The organism is Xanthomonas sp. LF06-19, assembly GCF_034105425.1.
Classification (GTDB): Bacteria; Pseudomonadota; Gammaproteobacteria; order Xanthomonadales; family Xanthomonadaceae; genus Xanthomonas_A; species Xanthomonas_A sontii.
This window is the reverse complement of the sequence record NZ_JAXGGH010000005.1, coordinates 65,526-87,300: the sequence shown is the minus strand read 5'-3', so window position 1 is coordinate 87,300 and position 21,775 is coordinate 65,526. Positions and strand designations below refer to the sequence as shown.

The window sequence follows — 21,775 nt, the reverse complement described above, 5'->3', positions numbered from 1 at the left end:
CGCCGGCTAGCAGCGTTTGCCTGTCGCCAATGCGGAAGTTCGCACAACCCGGCGACGCCCGCCGGTGCCGACTTAGGCTAGCATCGGCATTCGGGGGACGCGCGGCGGCGCGCCCGCACCGCCGCCCACTTCCGCAGGTGAACGCCATGGACACTCTGATTTCGGCACTGGAACTGCAGACGCTGTTCGACGCCCTGCCGGACGTGGTGTTCTTCGTGAAGGACCGCGACGGCCGCTACACCCACGTCAACCTGACCCTGGTGCGGCGGCTGGGCAAGAAATACCGCGCCGACCTGATCGGCAAGTCGGCCGCGGACGTGTTCCCGCTGCCGCTGGGCGGCAGCTACCTGATGCAGGACCGGCGCGTGCTGTGCGGCGAGGTGATCGAGAACCAGCTGGAAGTGCACCTGTTCCCCAACCGCACCCCCGGCTGGTGCCTGACCTTCAAGCGCCCGCTGTGCGAGGGCGAGGAGGTGATCGGCGTGGTCGGCATCTCCCGCGACCTGGGCCAGCCGGACAGCCGCCATTCCGCCTACGAGCGCATCAGCCGCGCCATGGAACACATGCAGGCGCACTACGGCGACAACCTGCGCGTGCAGACCCTGGCCGACCTGGCCGAGCTGTCGGTGGCGCAACTGGAGCGGCACTTCCGCCGCGTCTTCCAGCTGACCCCGCAGCAACTGCTGACCAAGATGCGCATCGAAGCGGCGATGCGCCTGCTGCACGGCGACGACAGCATCGCCAGCATCGGCCAGCTGTGCGGCTTCGCCGACCAGAGCGCCTTCGCCCGCCAGTTCAAGGCCACCGTGGGCATGACCCCGCGCGACTACCGGTCGATGAAGGGCAAGCTGTGAAGAGCTGGGAATGGGGAATGGGGAATGGGATTGGGGAATCGTTTTTTGCTGAATGCGGGCGTTGGGATCGCGACGCTGTTGAGGCTGTCGCAGGAGCAGTTTCGACTCTCCAGGAACACCCGCGCCCACAGTGACAAGCCCCTCTCCCTCCGGGAGAGGGGTTGGGGTGAGGGTGCGGCGGAGCCATTACGTCGAAAAACCATGGCAATTCCGCAACTGCACCCTGCGACTGTGCTTCAGTGGGCACCCGCCTGTCGCGGCTGATCCCGCAAAGGGCCAGGAACCGCGCCTGGCGCGACACACGCAGTCGCGACGCCCGAAGCCCACCTTGCCAACCATCCCAGCTCGCCCCCGCTGCACCGGCCGCTCAGGTCGCAAGTGGTAGCATTCTTCGTTTCCGGTCCACGCGTCATCCATGGTCAGCCTATTCCGCCGCAACAAGCCCCAGGACAACGCCGGCGAGAGCCGCACGCAGCGCTACAGCATCGAGGAACTGGCCGCCGCCTTCCCCAAGCCGGCAAGCGCCGAGCCCGCTGCGCCGGCGCCGCCTGCCGCTGAAGCAGCGCCCGCCGCTCCCGCGCCCGCCGCCACCCCGCAGCCGACGTCCGCGCCGGTCGCCGAACATCCCGTGCAGGCGCCGGCCCCGGTCGCGGTGCCGCAGCCGCAACCGACCCCGCTGCCGCCCGCAGCGCCCACGCCGCCACCGCAGGCCTATGTGCCGGCCCCGGCCGCCGCGCCGGCACCGAGCGTGCCGACGCCAACGCCCGCCCCCGCGGCTCCAGCGCCGGCCACCGCGTCCGTGCCCGCAGCCGACGCCGACCTGCTGCGCAGTGATGCCCTACCCGCCGCCCCGGCCGGCAAGCCCGGCTGGCGCGAGCGGCTGCGCAACAGCAGCTTCGCGCGCAGCGTCGGCAGTCTGTTCTCGCGCAATCCCAAGCTCGACGACGACCTGCTCGACGAGATCGAGACCGCGCTGATCACCGCCGACGTCGGCATCCCCGCCACCACCGCGCTGATCGAGAGCCTGCGCAAGCGCATGAAGGCGCGCGAGTTCGCCGACGCCAGGGCGCTGCAGCAGGCGCTGCGCGCCGACCTGCTGGCGATCCTGCAGCCGGTGGCCAGGCCGCTGCAGATCGACCGCAATGCAAAGCCCTTCGTGGTGCTGACCGTCGGCGTCAACGGCGTCGGCAAGACCACCACCATCGGCAAGCTGGCCAAGCGCTTCAAGGACGAGGGCCACAGCCTGATGCTGGCCGCCGGCGACACCTTCCGCGCCGCCGCGGTAGCGCAGTTGCAGGCCTGGGGCGAGCGCAACGGTGTGACCGTGATCGCGCAGGGCCAGAACGCCGACGCCGCCTCGGTGGCCTTCGATGCGCTGCAGGCCGGCAAGGCGCGCGGCACCGAGGTGCTGATCGCCGACACCGCCGGCCGCCTGCACACCCAGACCGGGCTGATGAACGAACTGGGCAAGATCCGCCGCGTGCTCGGCAAGCTCGACGCCAGCGCCCCGCACGAGGTGCTGATGGTCATCGACGGCACCACCGGCCAGAACGCGCTGTCGCAACTGCGCCAGTTCCACGCCGCGGTCGGCGTCACCGGCCTGGTGGTGACCAAGCTCGACGGCACCGCCAAGGGCGGCGTGGTGTTCGCCCTGGCCCGCGAATTCGGCATCCCGATCCGCTTCGCCGGCATCGGCGAGCGCCCCGAAGACCTGCGCGTGTTCGATGCCGAAGCCTTCGTCGACGCGTTGCTGCCCGACGCCTTGGGTGCCTGATCCTGAGCCCCTCTCCCACTGGGGCGACTGGGCACGGCTTGCGCGCCACTGGCGCGCGTGCCCTGGAGCGCCCGCGCCGCCAGCGCGGGCCGGGGCGCGGAGCGGGGGTTGGGGTGAGGGTGCGGCGCGAAGCGTCTCGCGGAATCAGGTCCCCGAGGCTTCGCCCGTACCCTCATCCGCCCCTTCGGGGCACCTTCTCCCGGTGGGAGAAGGAATAGCTCACCTCATCCGCCCCTGCGGGGCACCTTCTCCCGAGGGGAGAAGGAACTTCGACGCCAGCATGCGCCAGCCTCCCGACACCTTCCCTACCCGCCTGCTCGCCTGGTTCGACCGCCACGGACGCCATGACCTGCCCTGGCAGCATCCGCGCAGTCCGTACCGGGTGTGGCTGTCGGAGATCATGCTGCAGCAGACCCAGGTGGCGGTGGTCATCCCCTACTTCCTGCGCTTCCTGCAGCACTTCCCGACCCTGCCCGACCTGGCCGCCGCCGACAACGACGCGGTGATGGCGCAATGGGCCGGGCTGGGCTACTACGCCCGTGCGCGCAACCTGCACGCCGCCGCCAAGCGCTGCGTGGAACTGCACGGCGGCGAGCTGCCGCGCGATTTCGAGGCCCTGCATGCGCTGCCCGGCATCGGCCGCAGCACCGCCGGCGCGATCCTCAGCCAGGCCTGGAACGACCGCTTCCCGATCCTCGACGGCAACGTCAAGCGCGTGCTGACCCGCTACCACGGCATCGCCGGCTACCCCGGCCTGCCGGCGGTGGAAAAGCCGCTGTGGACGCTCGCGCACGACCACGTGGCCGCCGTGCCGGACGGGCGCATGGCCGACTACACGCAGGCGCAGATGGATTTCGGCGCCACCCTGTGCACCCGCGCCAACCCGGCCTGCGTGCTGTGCCCGCTGCAGGACGACTGCGTGGCGCGCCGCGACGGCCTGGTCGAGGCGCTGCCCACGCCCAAGCCGGGCAAGACCCTGCCCGAGCGCGAGGCGCTGGCGCTGCTGCTGGAGAACGCCGCCGGCGAACTGCTGCTGCAGCGGCGGCCGCCGACCGGCATCTGGGCCTCGCTGTGGACCCTGCCGCAGGCCGACACCGACAGCGAGCTGCGCGCCTGGTACGCGCGCTGGATGCGCGGGCGCGCCTACGACGACGCCGAAGCGCTGCCGCCGATCGTGCACACCTTCAGCCATTACCGCCTGCACCTGCAGCCACTGCGCCTGCGCAAGGTCGCCATGGGCGATGCGCTGGGCGACAATGACGACCTGCGCTGGGTGGCGCGCGCCGACCTGTCGGCGCTGGGCCTGCCCGCACCGATCCGCAAACTGCTCGACGGCCTCTAGCGCGCCAGCGCGCGCGGCCGCACGCACCGCCAGGAATTGTTGCCATGTCCCGCACCGTCTTCTGCCAGTACCAGCAACGCGACGCCGAAGGGCTCGATTACGTGCCCTATCCTGGCGAGCTCGGCAAGCGCGTGTTCGCGCACATCGGCAAGGCCGGCTGGCAGGCCTGGCTGGCGCACCAGACCATGCTGATCAACGAGAACCGGCTGTCGCCGCGCGATCCCAAGCACCGCGCGTTCCTGGAAGCGGAACTGGAAAAGTTCCTGTTCCAGGGCGGCGCCGACAAGCCCGACGGCTACGTGGCGCCCGACCAGGCCTCCTGAGCACCACCGCGTCGTCGCGTCACTCCCACGCACCGACGCTCAGACACTGCCAAGCGCCTGCGTTCGTCGCACCTCACCCGATCTCGCAGGAGCGGCTTCAGCCGCGACTGGGTCTTACCGGTAACACCCGTCGCCGCTGAAGCGTGCGCCCCGGAGCCATAAGGGCGTGCCGCACAGCACCTTGCAGTGCACCTGACGCAACAGGCTGCACCAGCAAGCGACGGCGCGACATCACACTATCCGCACCACCGCGCGCACCGCCTCGCGAATCGCGAATCCCGGCACCACGTCAGCTCCCAGGCGCCTGCTGCGCCCGTTCCTGCACCTTGGCCTCGCGCAGTTCCTTCTCCGAGGTGCGCAGCGCCTTGACGTCGAGCGGGCGGATGCTGTCGATGCGGCACGGCAGGCGAATCGCGGCGGGGCCGCCGCCGAGCACCAGCACATCGTCGAACTTCGCCGAGACCTGGCTGCCGAAATGGGTGATGGCGATGCTGGGGGCGAAATCCAGGTCCTGGCAGGTGCCGGCGAATTCCAGCAGATAGGCCTGGTTCGGGCGCGTCCACACCGCCAGCGCGCTGTCGCCGAGTGCGGTCCAGCCGCTGAGCCGGTTGAAGTACTGGAAGTCGCGCACCGGCGCACCGGCGTGGGCGCGGTACAGGGTCAGACGCTCGTCGTCGCTGAGCCGGTTGGTGGCGCAGCCGGCCAGCACGGCCGTGGCGACGAGGGAGGACAGCAGCAGGCGTTTCATGGCAGTGCTCCCGATGGTGTGGAGCGCATCATGCGCCCGCCGCCGTGCACGCGAGCGTGGATAAGCGCGCGGCGTTCAGCGACAAGGCAGCCAACGCGTGCAACGGCGGCAGCGCTTACTGCGAAGCACCACGCGCGGACTCGCAGAAGCGCTGCCGGTACTCCAGCGCCTTGGGCATCAGCGCCTGCAGGTTCTGGATGCGGGTGCCCGGATTGGGATGGGTGGAGGCGAACTCCGGCGGCGCCTGGCCGCCACTGCTGGCGCTCATCCGCTCCCACAGCGGCACCGCCTCGCGCGGGTCGAAACAGGCCGCCGCGGCCAGCATCAGGCCCACTTCGTCGGCCTGGGTCTCGTGGCTGCGCGCGTACGGCAGCAGGTAGCCATAGCCCATCGCCGCCATCGCCATCTGCTGCTGTTGCGGATCCAGGCCGCCGGCGGCGCCGGCCATCTGCCCGATCTGGGTCAGCTTCTGCTGGGCCATGCGCTGCGCGCCATGCCGCAGCAGCGCATGCGCGATCTCGTGGCCCATCACCACCGCCATCGCGTCGGCGTTCTTGGCCACCGGCAGCAGCCCGGTGTAGACCGCCATCTTGCCGCCGGGGAGGCAGAACGCATTGGCCTGGTCGGACTCGATCACGTTGACGTCCCAGTCGAAGCCGCGCGCGTAATGCTTGGCCTGCATGCCGTGCTCGGCGGCCAGCGCGTCCTCGACCACGTCGACCTTGGCGATCAGCCGCTGCGCGATCGCACGCACCTGCTGCGCCACCTGCGACTGCGGATCGACCGGATGTTCCTGCGCCAGAATCTCCTGGTACGCCTGCAGACCCAGCGCCTTCTCGTCCTCCACATTCAACGAGCGGTCGATCAGCACCTGTTCGCCGGTGTACGGATCCTCGCTGCGGTTGGAGAACCAGTAGAACCCGGCATACACGGCAAACCCCAGCAGTACCAGCCAGCGCACCCCGCCCAGCGGTCCACGGCGGCCGCCGCCCGGTTCGCCGCCCTGGCGGCCGAAGACTTGGTTCATCGCACTCCCCCTCGCTGACTGGTGAGGCAATCTAGCGCCGGCCCTGGCGCGGCGGCGTCAAATGCCGCGCACCAGGCGGAAGCCGACGCGTGCGCTGGTGCTGTCCGAATCCTGCATCAGCCGCCAGGCCGCGCGCGTCTGCTCCGGCGCATTGGCCCAGTTGCCGCCGCGCACCACCCGCGAGCGGCAGCCCGGGTTGTACCAGGCCGCGCCGTCGGCCGGCGCGCGGCGATAACTGGCGTGCCAGCAGTCGGCGACCCACTCGCTGAGGTTGCCGGCCATGTCGTGCAGGCCCCAGGCGTTGGCGGAAAAACTGGCCACCGGGGCCGGGCCCCAGAAGCCGTCGGTGTAGCCGACGAAGGCATTGCGCCAGTGCCGCCCGCTGGGCGAGACGTCGCCGCCGCCGGTGAAGTTGCCGCTGCCGCGCGGCGGCGTGCCGGCGTTGCCCCAGGGATAGCGGCCGCGGCCGCCGGCGCGCAGGGCGTATTCGAACTCGGCCTCGCTGGGCAGCCGGTAATGCCGCCCGGTCTGCTGCGACAGCCAGGCCGCATAGGCCTCGGCGTCGCGCACGCTGACGTGCATCACCGGGCTGTTCGGCGCCGCCCGGGCGCCCTGGTAATCGGACTGCCAGTCCACGCCGTTGCGGCGCACGAAGTTGCCGCTGCGTTCGTCGTAGACGGTGGAATGGCCGCGGCGGGTGGCGCGCGGACGCGCATTGGTCGCCTCCACGAAACGGCGGAACTCGGCCACGGTGACCTCGGTGATCGACATGGCGAAACCGCGGTCGAAGCGCACGTAGTGCTGCGGCATCTCCGCCGGCGAGGCGCCGGGTTCGGTCTCGGCCGCGCCCATGCGGAAGCCGCCGTGCGGCACCACGATCATCTGCGGACCGCGCCCGCCGTCGTGCATGCCGTCGGTGAACACCTGGCCGGGGCGGAAGCTGCCGTAGTGGGTGGCCAGGTCGATGCGTTCGCGCAGCATCGCCGCCACCGGGTCGCCGGGATCGGCGATGCGCAGCACGTCGCCCAGGCGCTCGCGCGCCGACTTCAATCCGGCCGGGGTGGCCAGATCGCGCAGGCCCGCATCGCGCAAGGCGGCGATGCTCGCCACCCGCACCTGCTCCACGCGCTCGCGCGCGTCGTGCACCGTGGGCGCGTCCTCGCGCACCCGCGCCGCGCGCGCCAGCCAACTGCCGGCGGCGGCGAAATCCGAGGCCGCCGCGGCCGTCTCGGCGCGACGGATCAGCGCGCTTTCCACCGCCGCCACGCCCTGCCGCGCGCGCGCATCGTCCGCATCCAGCAGCAACGCCTCACGGAAATTGGCCAGGGCGCCGTTGCCGTCCTCGCCCAGGCGGCCGCCGCGCAGGTCGTCCTCGCCGGCGCGGTTGTAGGCCAGCACCCGCGAGGCGGTCTCCACCCGCTGCTGCAGGCGCCGCACCGCCGGGTCATCGGCATCCAGCCACAGCGCCACCATCGCGATGCGCGCGGCCTGCTCGAGCATGCGTTCGGAAAGATCCGGATCGCCCAGCGCCTGCGCGCCGAGTTGCAACAGGCGCCGCCGCGCCTTGCGCAGGCCGTCCTGGGCAACGCGATCGTTCGGCGCCAGGCTGCGGATCGCCAGGTACAGCGGAATCGCCGACTGCGCATCCTCGAACAGGCGATCTTCGGCCAGCGCGCGCGCCGCCTGGCGCCGCGCCTGCGGCAGGCCGCTGCGCGTCAGGGTCGGCAACGGCGGCTGCCAGCGCGCCACGGTCTCGGCCGCATCCTCGCCGCCGATGGTCACGCTGGGCGCCTGCACCGGCTTGACCGGCGCCGACTGCGCCGTAGCGGTGGCGGTGGCAGCGGCGGTCGCAGGCGCGGTCTCGGCGGCCGGCGCCGACGGCTGCCGCGCACAGCCGACCAGCGCCGCCGCAAGCATGCTCCAGACCATCACAACGCCGCTGCTGCGCACTTTCCCTCCGAACCATGGACCTTGCGACGCCATCCCGTCCGGCGCGCCGTGCGGCCGGCGGAGCGACGTTAGGCTATTCTCGCCTGCCTGAGCAAACCCTGCAGTCAACGGAAATCACGTGCCTTACTGGATCAAGCAACCTGCCGAGCTGAGCGAACGGCTGGCGCAGCGACCGGCCCGCATCGGCCTGGATACCGAATTCGTCCGCGAACGGACCTACTGGCCGCAACTGGCGCTGGTGCAGATGGCCGTAGGCGACGAAATCCTGCTGATCGACCCGCTGATCCCGGGCATGCCGCAGGCGCTGGCGCCGTGGCTGAGCGACCCGGACATCCTCAAGATCATGCACAGCGCCAGCGAAGACCTGGTCGCCTTCAAGTGCGCCTGCGGCACCCTGCCGCGGCCGCTGTTCGACACCCAGATCGCCGCCGGCCTGGCCGGGCTCGGCGCCGGCATGGGCTACCAGAAGCTGGTGCTGGAGATCACCGGCGTGCACCTGGCCAAGGGCGAGACCCGCTCGGACTGGCTGCGCCGCCCGCTGTCGCCGGCGCAGCTGGAGTACGCCGCCGACGACGTGCGCCATCTGTTCGCGCTGCACGACAACCTGCAGGCGCGGTTGCAGACCCTGGAGCGCGGCGACTGGCTGCACGAGGACGGCGAACGCCTGCTCGGCACCGTCGAGCACGACGACGGCGAACGCTGGCCGCACCTGGGCATGCGCTCGGCGCAGTTCATGGACCGCCCCGCGCAACTGCGCCTGCTGCGCCTGTTGCGCTGGCGCGACGCGCAGGCCCGGCACAACGACAAACCGCGCAGCTGGATCCTGGACAACGAACTGGCCGCCACCCTGGCGCGCTTCCCGCCGCAGGACCAACCGGCCATGCTGGCGCTGTTCGACAAACACCCCAAGGCGCCGCGCAAGCTCAGCGATGCGGTGTGGCAGGCGCTGACCACCCCACTGACCGACGAAACCGACGCCCCGCAGGCGTTGGCCGCCAGCGACGACAACAAGGCCGCGCTGAAGCGGCTGCAGGACGCGGTGGCCGCACGCAGCGCCGAACTCGGCCTGCCCGACGGCCTGCTGGCCTCGCGCAAGCATCTGGAAGCCCTGCTGGAAAGCGCGCAATGGCCGGCGCCGCTGGCCGGCTGGCGCCGGCGCGAACTGGAACCGCGGCTGCAGCCGCTGCTGGCGGCCACGCGCTGAGCGGGCGCGGCCGGGCCGATCGCGCCGCCTCGTCCGCGCAGCGCGATCGGGTCAACGATCGGGCATAAAAAAAGGCCAGGAATTCCTGGCCTTTCTTCGTTCGCTCAATACTTGAAGAGCGGGAACTTCAGATCCGGATGGCGCGCCTTCCATTCGTTGTAGGCGGCGGTGCCTTCCCAGGCGGCGAACGCCTTCGGCGTACGACCGCGGCCGGACCAGGTTTCGCCGGTGTGCGGCAACTGGTACTTCGGCTTGACCTCGCTGCGGCCGCCGGCGGACTTGCTGCTGGCCGGCTTGGGCGCTGCGCTGGTCACGTAGGCGGCGATCTCGTTGCGCTGCTTGGCGCTGAAGAACTCGGCGAACTGCTCCAGCAGCGACAGCACATTGGCGTGCGCCGCATTGGTTTCGCCCTCGCGCGCCTGCCGCTCCTGCTCTTCCAGCTTGCGCATTTCTTCCTGCAGCTTGGCCTTGGCTTCGGCGATCTGTTGCAAGTTGCGAACTTCCGTCATGTGTAAAAGACCTGTATTTAGGTAAAAAGGTATGAGGCGGACGGTATATTTCGTCCGGAACGAAATCACCGCGGGGGATTTCGGCCGTCGAGTATATCGACTCCATGCGCGCGCTGTAGACAAAAGGCGAACACGTTTTCCGGCCCGACCGGTCCCCTGCCCCGGCGCCGCCGATGTTGCACTGCCCCCTTGGCACGCGGCCCCGTGCCCAGTTACACTACGCGTCTGATGTGGGGCGGTAGCTCAGCTGGGAGAGCGTCGCGTTCGCAATGCGAAGGTCGAGGGTTCGATCCCCTTCCGCTCCACCATCTTGCCGTCTTCGACGGTGCAAACGAGGTCAGACAGCCACCAGGCTCTCTGGCCTTTTTTGTTGGCCGAGCTTGGGCCTGGCCGCGCTCGATCGCGCGGGGTGCGCCGTCCGCTGGCGCGCCAGGCAGTCCTTGGCCGTCGTCCTGACGGAACGGGAAGCGGGATGCACTCCGCTCCTCGCCGCCGCATCGCTCAGTCGTGCCCGTCCTGCGCCGCCTCGCCCTGGCCGGAGCGCGGGCCGCGCTCGTGCGCCTCGCGCAGCTTCTGGTCTTCCAGGCCCGGCCGCTGCTTGGCGGTGTCGTCCTGGGCACGGTCCTGCCGGCCCTCGTGGATGCCCTGCTGCTTGCCGGACTGGGTGGTCTCGTCTTTTGCCATGGTCTGCACCTCGCTGGGGCGGATGCCCGTTCGCCGCCACCCTAGCGAGGCCGCCGTGATGCATGGATCACGGCCTACCTGACGTCACGCCGCCAGCGCCGCTGCGCCGACCTCGGCGATGTCGTCGCTGCGCAGCAGCCGCGCGCGGTCCAGCAGGATCACCAGCCGATCCTCCAGCTTGCCCATGCCCTGCAGCAGGTCGCGGCGGATATCGCTGCCGAAGGCCGGCGGCGCCTCGATCTGCTGCGGCGGCAGTTCCAGCACCTCGTTGACCGCATCCACCAGCAGGCCGAAGGACTGCGCGCCGCCGCCCTCGTCGGTGGCGGCGCTGGCGATGACGATGCAGCTGCGCCGGGTGACCTGGCTGGGCGCGCGGCCGAGCCGCGACTGCAGGTCCACCACCGGCACCACCGCGCCGCGCAGGTTGATCACCCCGCGCACGCAGGCCGGCATGGTCGGCACCGGGGTGGGCGGACGGTACTCGATGATCTCGTGGATGCCGGCGATGTTGAGCCCGAACAGTTCGCGGTCCAGCTGAAAGGTCAGGAACTGCCAGCCACCCTGCGGCGCGTGCTCGGCCGCGCTCTCGTAGCGATCGTTGTGCATGTTCTTCCCCTTCAGAAGTTGACGAACTGGCCTTCGTCCGGCGCATCCGCCAGCGCGTAGGCCGGCACCGGGCGCGCACGCGGGCGCAGGGCCTTGCCGGCGTTGCGCAGCGGCCGGGTGGCGGCCGGCCTCGGCGCCACCGGCGCGGCACGGCGCGGCGCGGCCAGGTCCTGTTCGCGGCTGAGGCGGAAGAATCCCATCGCCTGCTGCAGCGATTCGGCCTGGGTGCTCATCTGTTCGGCGGTCGCCGCCAGTTGCTCGGAGGCCGCCGCGTTCTGCTGTGTGGTCTGGCTGAGCTGGGACACCGCCAGGTTGATCTGGGTGACGCCGGAGGACTGCTCCTGCGAGGCCGAGGCGATCTCCTGCACCAGATCCGACGTCTTCTTGATGCTGGGCACGATGGTGCCGAGCAGGCTGCCGGCGCGATCGGCCAGGCCGACGCTGTTGGCGGCGACTTCGCCAATTTCCTGCGCGGCCACCTGGCTGCGCTCGGCCAGCTTGCGCACTTCGGCGGCGACCACCGCAAAGCCCTTGCCGTGCTCGCCGGCGCGCGCGGCCTCGATCGCCGCGTTCAGCGCCAGCAGGTTGGTCTGATAGGCGATGTCGTCGATGATGCCGATCTTCTGCGCGATCTGCTTCATCGCCTGGGTGGACGCCAGCACCGCGTCGCCGCCCTCCACCGCTTCCTTGGCCGCCTGCGCCGACATGCCCTCGGTGACCTTGGCGTTGTCGGTGTTCTGCGCGATGGACGCGGTCATCTGCTCCAGCGAGGCGCTGGTCTCCTCCACGCCGGCGGCCTGCTCGGTGGCAGCCTGGCTCAGCGACTGCGCGGTGGCGCTGACTTCCTCGGAGGAACCGGCCAGCGACTGCGCGCTGGCATTGACCTCGCCCACCACCTCCGCCAGTCGCTCGACCATCGCCTGCAGCGCCACCATCGCGCTGGTGCTGTCGTTGGGGCGGGTCGGCACCTGCACGGTGAGATCGCCGCGCGCGATTCGCGAGGCCACTTCCATCACCGTGCTCGGCTCACCGCCAAGTTCGCTCATCAGCGACCGCGCGATCAGGAAACCGATCAACGAGGCACACAGTGCCGCGACCAGACTGCCGACGATCAGGGTCAGGTTGGTGCGCTGCTGCAACTGCTCGGCCTCGGTGGCGCGCGCAGCGAGCAACTCGCTCTCGGCGCGACGCACTTCGGCCATGCGATCGCGCATCGCGTCCATGTAGGCCTTGCCCTTGGAAGCACGCACCGCAGCGCTCAGCGCCTCCATCGTCGCCTGGCCATCGTTGACGTTCTTGCGCAGCGCGATCTGCGGATGCACCGCCTGGCTGAGCCATTGCGCCTGGGTCTGCTTCAGCGCGTTCAGGCGCTCCTGCTGCTTGGGGTTGTCGGCGGTCAGCTCCTGCGCCGTGCGCAGGTGGCTTTCGAAGCTGGCGACGCCGTCGCGGTAGGGCTGCAGGAACGCGTCCTCGCCGGTCAGCGAGAAGCCGCGCGTGCCGGTCTCGATGTTGATCAGGCTGCTGAGCGCGGCATCGACTTCGGCGATCACCTTGTAGGTGTGGGTGTTCCAGTAATTGGCCTGCGACAACGCGGACACGTTGAAGTAGGCCACGCCGGCCAGGGCCAGCAGGATGCACAGGACCACGGCGAAGCCGCCGTAGAGCTTGGTTGCGATTTTGAGATTCTTCAGCACGGCACTCTCCCGACAATGGGCAGTTGTGACAACGACAGCGACACGGAACTGGCGGCGCGGCAGGCGCCGCCAGGGAATGGATCAGACGCGGCCCAGCAGCGCTTCGCTGCGGTCGCGATTGCCTGCAACGGAACGGCGCGCGGCGACGGATGGCGCACGCGGCGCCCAGCGCGAGCCAGCCGCACGCAGCGGCGCCACCGCCTCGCCGTCGTCCAGCGCGTGCGTGGCGCGGCGCGTGCCGGCGGACAACTGGAAGAACGCCATGCTGTCCTGCAACTGCACGGCCTGCGTGCTCATCGATTCGGCGGTGGCCGCCAGCTCTTCGGAGGCGGTCGCGTTCTGCTGGGTGATCTGACTCAGCTGCACCACCGCCGCATTGATCTGGGTGACGCCGGACGACTGCTCCTGCGAGGCGGCAGCGATCTCCTGCACCAGATCCGAGGTCTTCTTGATGCTGGGCACGATGGTCTCCAGCAGCTGACCGGCCTTCTCCGCCAGTTCCACGCTGGAACCGGCGACCTCGCCGATCTCCTGCGCGGCCACCTGGCTGCGCTCGGCCAGCTTGCGCACTTCCGCGGCGACGACCGCAAAGCCCTTGCCGTGCTCGCCGGCGCGCGCAGCCTCGATCGCCGCGTTCAATGCCAGCAGGTTGGTCTGGTAGGCGATGTCGTCGATGATGCCGATCTTCTGCGCGATCTGCTTCATCGCCGCGACCGTGGCCACCACCGCCTCGCCGCCCTCCAGGGTTTCCCGCGCCGCCTGCGCGGCCATGCCGTCGGTGATCCTGGCGTTGTCGGTGTTCTGCGCGATCGAGGCGGTCATCTGTTCCAGCGAGGCGCTGGTCTCTTCCACGCCGGCGGCCTGTTCGGTCGAGGCCTGGCTCAGCGACTGCGCGGTGGCGCTGACTTCTTCCGACGCGCCGGCCAGGCTCTGCGCACTGGCGTTGACCTCGCCGACCACCTGCTGCAGCTTCTCGACCATGCGCTGCATCGCCAGCAGCAGCTGTGCGGTCTCGTCGCGGCCGCGCACCTCGATCGACATGCTCAGGTCGCCCTCGGACAGCGCATTGGCCACGCTGACCGCCTTGCCGATCGGCCGGGTCACGCTGCGGCTGATGAACACGCCCAGGCCCACGCCGAGCAACACGCCGCCGATCACGATGGCCAGCATGGTGCGGGTGCTGCTGGCATAGATCGCGTCGGTGGCGTCGTTGGCACGCGCCGCGTTGGCTTCCTTGGTTTCGCTGAGTTCGGACATCAGCGCATCCAGTTCGTCGGAGCTGCTGCGCACGCCCTTCGACAGGTCCGCCAGCTGCGCATTGCCCTGCGGCAGCGGCTCGCGCATCACCGAGTCGACGAACTGGCCGCGCCGCTCCAGGTAGGTCTTCCACACCTGGTCGAAGCGGGCCAGCTTGGCCAGCGTGGCCGGGTCGTCGAACGAGGTCCTGGCCTTGTCCATGTGCTCGACCACCTTGGCGGTGTACTTGTCGAGACTGGCGATGTGCTTGGCGCGATCCTCCGCCGTACTGGCCAACTGCAGGTTGGCGCGCGAGCGGCCGGCGTTGATCAGATTGATGTTGGCCTCTTTCAGGTGCGACAGGCCGAGCAGTTCGCGCTCGTACAGCACCGTGGCGTAGTCGTTGATCCGGCCGGAGTTGCGAATGCCGACCCAGCCGATACAGGCGCCGATCGCCGCCACGATCAGGAACGCCGCCGTCAGCCTGACTCCGATTTTCATATTGCCCAACATGGTGTACCCCGATTCTTTGTGTGCGTCCGGTTGCGCAAGTGAGCGCCTCCAGCCGTCTTCCGCAGCGCCTCGCGGAGTGGACACACTCGCTCTGAGGAGCGAGGACGCTGCGCCGCAACGTCTGTGCGTGAGGGCTATCGGCGTCATCGACAGCGCCTTTAAATCGCGTGAAAACTGCGGAATTCCGCATAGCGCGAGCGCTGCGGCGACGTTGCATGAATGCGCAACGGGCATTGCGGCGCAGCACTCGACGCGTGTGAAGAAAGCGCCTGGGCGTCTGCGGCGCGGATGCCGCAGTTGTTCTGCAATGGCAGATGACCCCGGTTTTGCACCGAAGGCGAAGTGGGATACCAACCCCTTTAATTTGTAGACAGAATGTGAAAGCGGCGCCGATATGCCCGCCCTCGCAATGCGCGAGCGCATGCATGGCGCCGCGTCTTCACACCATCGGCAGCGCCGCGACCGTACGTCGTTCCGCCGCGGTGGCTCCGCGCAACAAGCGCTGCGCGCGCACGCGTTCCTCGGCATCGAGCTGCTGCAGCGCCTCGAAACGCTCGCCGACCCAGCTCGCCATCGGCACGCCGTCGCGGTACAGCACGCGCGCGCCCGCCACGCGTGGCAGCCGCGTGCCCGGGAGCACGCTGCCGAGCAGATTGGCCGGATCGGAGGCGGCCACGCACACCCAGGTGCCGTCGCCAGGCTGGCGGCGCAGTTGCCGCAGCAGACCGATCGCCTCCGGCAGGGCGAACTGTTCGCCGGACAGGCCATCGATGAAGCGCCCGCCGCGGATCTCGCCACGCGCCTCCAGGCGCTGGTAGACCCGCAACAGCTCGCGCCACGGCGGCAGCCATGCCGCCTCGCGCTCGAGCAGGCGCCAGCAGACCACGCCGTAGCGGCGCAGCAGCGTCAGCGCGACGTGCTCGACCGCCTCGCTGCGCGCGGCCGGGTCGTCGGCCTCGGCGCCGGCCTGCAACAGCGCCCAGCGCCCGGCATCCTGGATGCCGCCGTACAGCGCCATGCGCGGCCGCCGCCGCGACAGCGCCGACGGGCGCTTCGATGCCGGCACCAGCAAGGCGCGCAGGCCGGCGTAGCTGTCGCAGTGGACCCGACCGGCGGCGACCAGCTCGGCCAGCGCCGTCTCCAGTTCGGTGGAGAGCAGGCGGGTGGCCGCGGCGATCTCGTCGAAGAACGAGGCGCCATGCGCCGCGAGATGGTCGGCGACCTTGCGCGCGCGCGAGCCGAGCGCATCGGCGTCCGGCGCTGGCGACAGCCGCGACCACTGCCCGGCGCTGCATCGCGGCAGCAACAGGATCGGCGTGCTGCGCAGCGTCGGCGCGGCGCCGCCAGCGCCGGGGCGCAACCGCGTCCACAGCGTGCGGCCGGCACTGCAGGCCTCGTCCAGCCAGGCCGGGCGGTAGTCGCGCACCCGCGCAGGCAACAGTTCCGCCTCCCACAGCGGCGCCGCGGCCTCCACGCCCTCCAGTTGCGCCAGCACCGCGGCCAGCGCTTCGGCGCCCTCCACCTGGCCCTGTGCGTCCAGATGCTGCCAACGGAACAGGAAGCGCGCGTAGTCGCGCGGCGCCACCGGCTCGATCTCGCGGCGCAGGCGGCCGAGGGTGTAGCGGTGGATGCGTGCCAGCAGGTGCCGCTCGCACCACTCCTCGGCATCGGCGTGGGCACTGAACCGGCCAGCCAGCACATAGCCGTCCTGTTGCAGCGCCAGCAGCCCGGCCTGCACCTCGCGCAGCGGCAGGTGCAGCGGCGCGGCCAGCGTGGCCGCAGTGACCGGCCCCAGGCCTGCCAGCCGCCAGCGCAGCAACTCGCGCAGCGCGCTGTCGCGGTCCCAGTCGGCCACCGCGTAGCCCTCGGGACTGGCGATGGCCGGCCCCGCGCTGGCCTGCGGGTACAGCGGCGCCACCGCCGCCTGCGCTTCGGCCGTCACCCACAACGCCGCCGCGGCGCCGTCGACACCGTACAGGCAGGTGGCGCGCGCGTCGGCAGCCAGTTCATCCAACCACTGCCGCCACTGCGGCTGCGCGGCGGCCTCGTCCACGCTCACCACCCCGAGCGTGAGCAGCGCCTCGTGCATCTCGTCGCGGCTGCGCGGCTGCGGCCAGGCCTCCTCGCGCACCGCGTCGATCGCCTGCGGGTCCAACTGGCCGAGCTCGTCGGCGCTGTGCGGATCCTGGTAGCGGCGACTGTGCACCGCCTGGGTGCGCCGCTCTTCCAGCGGCGCGTCGTCGAGAAAGGCATAGGGCCGCGCGTCGAGCGCCTCGGCCGCCAGCGGCGAGGGCGCGGTCAGCTCGCGCGCCAGCACGCGCACCTCGCCGGCCTCGATGCCGCGCAGCAGCTGCAGCCAGCCGTCGCTGTCCATCGCCTCGTCCAGGCAGTCGCGCAGGGTCTGCGCCACCAGCGGGTGCTCGGGAATCTCGCGCTCGCCGACCAGGTTCTCCGCGCAGGCCACCTGGTCGGGAAACACCGTGGCCAGCAGATCCTCGGACTTCATCCGCTGCAGTTGCGGCGCGACCTTGCGCCCGCCGGTGAAGCGCGGCAGCGCCAGCGCGTTGGTGGCGTTCCAGCGCCAGCGCACGCCGAACAGCGGCGCGTCCAGCAGCGCCTGTACCAGCACGTCCAGCGCAGACGCGGCGCGCAGATAGCGTGCCACCTCGTCCAGGGCGAAGCTGTGCCGGGTCGACAGCGACAGCACGATCGCGTCCTCGGTCGCGGCCGCCTGCAGCTCGAAATTGAAGGTGCGGCAGAAGCGCTTGCGCAGGGCCAGGCCCCAGGCGCGGTTGATGCGGCTGCCGTAGACGCTGTGGATCACCAGCTGGGTGCCGCCGGTGGCATCGAAGAAGCGTTCCAGCACGATGCACTGCTGGGTCGGCAAGGCGCCCAGCGCCGCATGCGCGCGGCCCAGGTAATCGACGATCTGCTGCGCGGCGGCGGCGTCCAGCGCCAGCGGGCCGCACAGCCACTGCAGCGCCTGCGCCGCGCCGCCCTGCTCCAGCGCCTGCGCGACTTCGGCCCGCAGCCGCGACACGCCGAGCGACAGCGCGTCGCTGCGCCCGGGCGCCTCGCCGATCCAGAACGGGATGTTGGGCGGTGCGCCGCGCGCGTCCTCCACCCGCACCCGCCCCGCTTCCACGCGCAGGATGCGGTAGCTGGCGTTGCCGAGCTGGAACACGTCGCCACCCAGGCTCTCCACCGCGAAATCCTCGTTGACCGTGCCGATGGTCTGCGCCTGCGGCTCCAGCACCACGCTGTAGTCGCCGGTCTCGGGGATGGTGCCGCCGGAGGTGAGCGCCGCCATCCGCGCGCCGCGGCGCTGGCGCACGCGGCGATGCACCGCATCGCGATGCAGGTAACCGGCGCGCGGCCCCAGCCGCGTGCTGAAGCCTTCGCTGAGCATGCGCAGCACCGCGTCGAACTGCGCGCGCGGCAACGCCGCATACGGCCAGGCGCCACGCACCAGCGCGTACAGCGCGTCTTCCTCCCACTCCTGGCAGGCCACCTCGGCGACGAGCTGCTGGGCGAGCACGTCCAGCGGCGCATCGAGCATGCGCAGCGCATCCAGTTCGCCGCGGCGCACGCAATCCAGCAAGGCCGCGCACTCGACCAGGTCGTCGCGCGACTGCGGAAACAAGCGCGCCTTCGGCGTGCCGCCCACCGCGTGGCCGGAGCGGCCGGCGCGCTGCAGGAACGCGGCGATCGAACGCGGCGAGCCGAGCTGGCAGACCAGGTCGACGTCGCCGATGTCAAGGCCCAGTTCCAGCGAGGCGGTGGCCACCAGCACCTGCAGCTCGCCGGCCTTGAGCCGGCGCTCGGCGAGCAGCCGGGTCTCGCGCGCCAGGCTGCCGTGATGCGCCGCCACCGCCTGCGTGCCGAGCAGTTCGCCCAGGTGCCGCGCGGTGCGCTCGGCCATGCGCCGGGTGTTGACGAACACCAGGGTGGTGCGGTGCGCGCGCACCAACTCGGCCAGGCGCGTATACGCCTGCTGCCACTGGTCGGCGGACATGGTCACGCTGAGCGGCGTCGGCGGCACCTCCAGCGCCAGGTCGCGGGCACGCGCATAGCCGATGTCGACGATGGCGCAGTCGGCAACGCCGTCGTGCACCGCGGCGCTGCCGACCAGGAAACGCGCGACCGCCTCGATCGGCTTCTGCGTCGCCGACAGGCCGATGCGCAGCGGCGGCACCTCGCACAGCTGCTGCAGGCGCTGCAGCGACAGCGCCAGATGGCTGCCGCGCTTGTTCGCCGCCAGCGCGTGGATCTCGTCGACGATCACCGTGCGCACGTGGCGCAGCGTCTCGCGCCCGGACACCGAGCCGAGCAGCACGTACAGCGACTCCGGCGTGGTCACCAGCACATGCGGCGGGCGCCGCCGCGCCTGCGCGCGCTCGCGCTGTGGGGTGTCGCCGGTGCGTACCGCGGTGCGAATGGACACATCCGGCAAACCCAGCGCCGCCAGTTCGGCGCGAATGCCCTGCAGCGGCGCCTCGAGATTGAGCTGGATGTCGTTTGAAAGCGCTTTCAGTGGCGACACGTACAACACCTGGGTACGGTCCTGCAGGCCGCCTTCACGCAGGCCTTCGCGGACCAGCGCATCCAGCGCGGCCAAAAATGCCGTCAGGGTCTTGCCCGAGCCGGTCGGCGCGGCGACCAGCGTATGCCGTCCGGCCTGGATCGCCGGCCACGCCGCCGCCTGCGCCGGCGTGGGCGCCGCGAAACGTTGCTCGAACCAGCGTGCAACGGCGGGATGGAAGCGCGCCTGCGCCAACGACATGCGATCTCCTTGTGTCAGCGTCGCAACCAACCTGGGGCGCGCCGACGATGCCGCCTGTGCGGATTGTCCAGCTGGATGTCTTGCGCCATTTTCTCGGCAATGAAAATGGTGACGTTATCCAGGCAATCAAGCGCAACCTCGCGCGAGCCCTGTTTTTAGGGGTTTTTCCATTAAGCGTTCATCGAACGACATAATGTCTACCACTCGCTCCGCGTAGCGCGGTTATGTTGTCGACGGCGTCACGTATCCCGGCCTAGCGTTTGCGCATCACGCACAAGCTTCGCTTCTGGGAACGGAATGCGGCACGGCAACACCAGCGAACAACGGCATCGCCCATCACGCGCGCGGGACGCTCCACGACCCGCACACGCGATCGCGGCGGCGCGCGTTCGCGCCGCGTCCGCCTTCCTCTCCCTTCGACGTCGAACTGCCGTCGCCTCGCGGCGTGCGGCAGCGATGGCGGCGGCATCCGCCATCGGGTCCTGCACTGTGGGACTGCGCATGCGTTGTACCTCTCCACCGCCATCGCCAAGGAGCATCACCAATGGCACAGAGCAGCCCGTCACTCTCCAGCACCGACCTCAACCAGCGCCGCGGCAGCGACGCGCAACAGTCGCTCGGCATCGCGCCGAACGTGTTCGAAGGCAACGATCCGGCCGCGATCGCGCGCGCGCTCAAGCAGTCGGCCGACCTGCACGCCCGCCGCCGCACCGGTCCGTATCGCTCGGCCATGTCGATGCTGACCTTCTACATCAATCGCGCCGGCGACCAGTTGCCGGCGCAGCGCCGCCAGATCCTGGAGCAGGCCAAGGACGAGTTGCGCAGCCTGTACGGCAAGCCGCGCAAGGGTGGCGCTGGCGACTGAGCACGCGCACGCGCGCAGCGTGATGGAGCGATCAGTTCCGCACGCTGCCTGGGCGAAGCGCGCGCCGCGCGATTGCCGTCCTCCGACGCACTGCCACATGATGCGTACATGGCCAAGGCATCCGACATTTCGGACCTCATCCAGCACGCCGCCGCGACCCAGGACGACGCGGCGTTGCTGTCGCGCATCATCCTGGCGCAGGGCGAAATCGCCGCGGCCGGCGGCGATCCGCTGCAGGTGGTCGACGTGGTCACCCGCCGCGCGCAGGAGCTGACCCGCTCCAATGGCGCCGTGGTGGAGATGTGCGACGGCAAGGACATGCTGTACTGGTCGGCCAGCGGCGTCGCCGAGCGCCACCTCGGCCTGCGCCTGCCCAGCAACGGCAGCCTGTCGGGGCTGTGCATGCGGACCGGCGAGGTCTTGCGCTGCGACGATTCGGAAGTCGATCCGCGCGTGGATCGCGCGGCCTGCCGGCGCATCGGTTTGCGCTCGATGCTGGTGGTGCCGCTGCGCTACGGCGACCGCAGCATCGGCGTGCTCAAGGTCCTCGCGCCGCACCCCAACGCCTACAGCGCACAGGACGTGCGCACGCTGGAATTGCTGGCGACCCTGGTCGGCGCGACGCTGGCGCTGGCGATGGACCGCGCCGCACTGCAGACCGACATCGCGCGCCGCCAGGATCTGGAGAAACACGCATTTCGCGAGAAGGCGGCGATCGCCACCCGCATCCGCGAAACCATCGCCGAGACGCGCCTGCAGATCGTGACCCAGCCAGTGCTGGCGCTGGCATCGCAACGCATCGTCGGGGTGGAGGCACTGTCGCGCTTTCCGGCCAATCCGGCGCTGCCGCCACTGCGCTGGTTCGACGATGCCAGCCGGGTCGGGCTGGGACTGGAACTGGAGCTGGCCGCCGCGCGCAAGGCGCTGGAGGTGCTTGCGCAGTTGCCGGCGCCGCTGTATCTGGCGATCAACGTGTCCGCACCGACGCTGCTGCATCCGCAGTTGCAGGCGCTGCTGCACGGCCACGACCTGTCGCGGATCGTGCTGGAAATCACCGAGCAATTGCAGGCGCCGGATTACCCACGCCTTTCCGAGCACATCGGCCTGCTGCAGCGGCAGGGCCTGCGCATCGCCCTGGACGACGCCGGTACCGGCTTCGCCAGCCTGCGCCATCTGCTGCACCTGGCGCCGGACATCATCAAGCTGGACCTGACCCTGACCCGCGGCATCGACGCCGAACCGCGCCGGCAGCGGCTGGCGATGGCCATCCTCTCCTTCGCCGCGGAAACCAATGCCGACGTGGTCGTCGAAGGCATCGAGACCGAGAGCGAACTGGCGACACTGCAGGCGCTGGGCGCGCGCTACGGCCAGGGCTACCAGCTAGCCCACCCCGGACCGCTATCGGCGCATCTGGCGCGCTATCCGGCGATCGAAGACGACAGCAGCGGCTGAGAACGCCCACCGCAGGCGCGGCGCTGGTCCCCAGTTCGGGATCACCCCCCAGGCATTCCCAAGATCGCCATGCCGGCCTGGTCGCGGCTGAAGCCGCTCCTGCGAAAGCGTGCGCTACGGACGCGCGCCCCCCACCCTCGCCGACCCTGGGCCGCTGTCAGCGCATCTGCAGATGCTCTCCAGCGATCGCTGGCAGCCTCGGCCAAGTCGC

General features: G+C 70.5%; 16 protein-coding genes and 1 tRNA gene. 8 read left to right on the top strand and 9 right to left on the bottom strand.

Annotated features, from left to right (window positions below; translation table 11 throughout):
* Window positions 1-146: 146 nt before the first annotated feature.
* From SLW55_RS11520 to SLW55_RS11505, 4 genes are all read left to right on the top strand, one after another.
* Window positions 147-854: an AraC family transcriptional regulator gene (locus SLW55_RS11520; RefSeq protein WP_017911046.1), complete on the top strand. Its 708-nt coding sequence runs from the start codon at window positions 147-149 to the stop codon at window positions 852-854.
* Between the two features lie 415 nt (window positions 855-1,269).
* Window positions 1,270-2,628: a signal recognition particle-docking protein FtsY gene (gene ftsY / locus SLW55_RS11515; RefSeq protein WP_320745147.1), complete on the top strand. Its 1,359-nt coding sequence runs from the start codon at window positions 1,270-1,272 to the stop codon at window positions 2,626-2,628.
* A 280-nt stretch (window positions 2,629-2,908) separates the two neighbouring features.
* Entirely contained in the window at window positions 2,909-3,970 is a 1,062-nt protein-coding gene (mutY, locus tag SLW55_RS11510) for an A/G-specific adenine glycosylase (RefSeq protein ID WP_320745146.1), read from the top strand.
* Window positions 3,971-4,014: 44 nt separating this feature from the next.
* On the top strand, window positions 4,015-4,293 hold the full coding sequence (locus SLW55_RS11505; RefSeq protein WP_017912227.1) for an oxidative damage protection protein: 279 nt from the start codon (window positions 4,015-4,017) through the stop codon (window positions 4,291-4,293).
* 289 nt (window positions 4,294-4,582) lie between these two features.
* Here SLW55_RS11505 and SLW55_RS11500 read toward each other — a convergent pair whose 3' ends face one another.
* The 3 genes from SLW55_RS11500 to SLW55_RS11490 form a co-directional block, all read right to left on the bottom strand.
* Window positions 4,583-5,041 (bottom strand): DUF6491 family protein, encoded by a 459-nt coding sequence (locus SLW55_RS11500; RefSeq protein ID WP_017909671.1) that lies wholly within the window; start codon window positions 5,039-5,041, stop codon window positions 4,583-4,585.
* Between the two features lie 115 nt (window positions 5,042-5,156).
* Window positions 5,157-6,068, bottom strand: coding sequence for a M48 family metallopeptidase (locus SLW55_RS11495; protein WP_017909672.1), 912 nt, complete (start codon window positions 6,066-6,068; stop codon window positions 5,157-5,159).
* Between the two features lie 57 nt (window positions 6,069-6,125).
* Window positions 6,126-7,985 carry a formylglycine-generating enzyme family protein gene (locus SLW55_RS11490; protein WP_320745219.1) on the bottom strand — a complete coding sequence of 620 codons (1,860 nt, stop codon included), beginning with the start codon at window positions 7,983-7,985 and terminating at the stop codon, window positions 6,126-6,128.
* Between the two features lie 151 nt (window positions 7,986-8,136).
* On the opposite strand from SLW55_RS11490, the gene rnd reads away from it, so the two are divergent.
* Entirely contained in the window at window positions 8,137-9,222 is a 1,086-nt protein-coding gene (gene rnd, locus SLW55_RS11485) for a ribonuclease D (RefSeq protein WP_043092553.1), read from the top strand.
* A gap of 104 nt (window positions 9,223-9,326) precedes the next feature.
* On the opposite strand, the gene SLW55_RS11480 is transcribed toward rnd, so the two are convergent.
* A complete protein-coding gene (locus SLW55_RS11480; RefSeq protein WP_010344215.1) occupies window positions 9,327-9,731 on the bottom strand; it encodes an H-NS family nucleoid-associated regulatory protein in 405 nt (134 codons plus the stop codon).
* Window positions 9,732-9,963: 232 nt separating this feature from the next.
* Between SLW55_RS11480 and SLW55_RS11475 the strand changes: the two genes are divergently transcribed.
* Window positions 9,964-10,039, top strand: a tRNA-Ala gene (locus SLW55_RS11475).
* 193 nt (window positions 10,040-10,232) lie between these two features.
* Here SLW55_RS11475 and SLW55_RS11470 read toward each other — a convergent pair.
* The 5 genes from SLW55_RS11470 to SLW55_RS11450 all read right to left on the bottom strand — a co-directional run bounded on the left by SLW55_RS11470 (window position 10,233) and on the right by SLW55_RS11450 (window position 19,247).
* Entirely contained in the window at window positions 10,233-10,415 is a 183-nt protein-coding gene (locus SLW55_RS11470; protein ID WP_043092554.1) for a hypothetical protein, read from the bottom strand.
* Between the two features lie 84 nt (window positions 10,416-10,499).
* Window positions 10,500-11,021: a chemotaxis protein CheW gene (locus tag SLW55_RS11465; protein ID WP_267099516.1), complete on the bottom strand. Its 522-nt coding sequence runs from the start codon at window positions 11,019-11,021 to the stop codon at window positions 10,500-10,502.
* A gap of 11 nt (window positions 11,022-11,032) precedes the next feature.
* Window positions 11,033-12,715: a CHASE3 domain-containing protein gene (locus SLW55_RS11460; protein WP_295930965.1), complete on the bottom strand. Its 1,683-nt coding sequence runs from the start codon at window positions 12,713-12,715 to the stop codon at window positions 11,033-11,035.
* 81 nt (window positions 12,716-12,796) lie between these two features.
* Window positions 12,797-14,464 carry a methyl-accepting chemotaxis protein gene (locus SLW55_RS11455; protein WP_320745145.1) on the bottom strand — a complete coding sequence of 556 codons (1,668 nt, stop codon included), beginning with the start codon at window positions 14,462-14,464 and terminating at the stop codon, window positions 12,797-12,799.
* Window positions 14,465-14,903: 439 nt separating this feature from the next.
* The gene (locus tag SLW55_RS11450; protein ID WP_320745144.1) at window positions 14,904-19,247 is read right to left on the bottom strand and encodes a DEAD/DEAH box helicase; all 4,344 of its coding nucleotides are present in this window, start codon (window positions 19,245-19,247) and stop codon (window positions 14,904-14,906) included.
* Between the two features lie 544 nt (window positions 19,248-19,791).
* Between SLW55_RS11450 and SLW55_RS11445 the strand changes: the two genes are divergently transcribed.
* Entirely contained in the window at window positions 19,792-20,112 is a 321-nt protein-coding gene (locus tag SLW55_RS11445) for a DUF3175 domain-containing protein (RefSeq protein WP_152239657.1), read from the top strand.
* A gap of 108 nt (window positions 20,113-20,220) precedes the next feature.
* The gene (locus tag SLW55_RS11440; protein ID WP_320745143.1) at window positions 20,221-21,564 is read left to right on the top strand and encodes an EAL domain-containing protein; all 1,344 of its coding nucleotides are present in this window, start codon (window positions 20,221-20,223) and stop codon (window positions 21,562-21,564) included.
* Window positions 21,565-21,775: the final 211 nt, after the last annotated feature.

Bases quoted from the DNA above. Each gene is read 5' to 3' on its own strand.
- SLW55_RS11520 (WP_017911046.1), top strand. From the start codon at position 147: ATGGACACTCTGATTTCGGCACTGGAACTGCAGACGCTGTTCGACGCC.
- ftsY (WP_320745147.1), top strand. From the start codon at position 1,270: ATGGTCAGCCTATTCCGCCGCAACAAGCCCCAGGACAACGCCGGCGAG.
- mutY (WP_320745146.1), top strand. From the start codon at position 2,909: ATGCGCCAGCCTCCCGACACCTTCCCTACCCGCCTGCTCGCCTGGTTC.
- SLW55_RS11505 (WP_017912227.1), top strand. From the start codon at position 4,015: ATGTCCCGCACCGTCTTCTGCCAGTACCAGCAACGCGACGCCGAAGGG.
- SLW55_RS11500 (WP_017909671.1), bottom strand. From the start codon at position 5,041: ATGAAACGCCTGCTGCTGTCCTCCCTCGTCGCCACGGCCGTGCTGGCC.
- SLW55_RS11495 (WP_017909672.1), bottom strand. From the start codon at position 6,068: ATGAACCAAGTCTTCGGCCGCCAGGGCGGCGAACCGGGCGGCGGCCGC.
- SLW55_RS11490 (WP_320745219.1), bottom strand. From the start codon at position 7,985: ATGCTTGCGGCGGCGCTGGTCGGCTGTGCGCGGCAGCCGTCGGCGCCG.
- SLW55_RS11480 (WP_010344215.1), bottom strand. From the start codon at position 9,731: ATGACGGAAGTTCGCAACTTGCAACAGATCGCCGAAGCCAAGGCCAAG.
- SLW55_RS11470 (WP_043092554.1), bottom strand. From the start codon at position 10,415: ATGGCAAAAGACGAGACCACCCAGTCCGGCAAGCAGCAGGGCATCCAC.
- SLW55_RS11465 (WP_267099516.1), bottom strand. From the start codon at position 11,021: ATGCACAACGATCGCTACGAGAGCGCGGCCGAGCACGCGCCGCAGGGT.
- SLW55_RS11455 (WP_320745145.1), bottom strand. From the start codon at position 14,464: ATGTTGGGCAATATGAAAATCGGAGTCAGGCTGACGGCGGCGTTCCTG.
- SLW55_RS11450 (WP_320745144.1), bottom strand. From the start codon at position 19,247: ATGTCGTTGGCGCAGGCGCGCTTCCATCCCGCCGTTGCACGCTGGTTC.
- SLW55_RS11445 (WP_152239657.1), top strand. From the start codon at position 19,792: ATGGCACAGAGCAGCCCGTCACTCTCCAGCACCGACCTCAACCAGCGC.
- SLW55_RS11440 (WP_320745143.1), top strand. From the start codon at position 20,221: ATGGCCAAGGCATCCGACATTTCGGACCTCATCCAGCACGCCGCCGCG.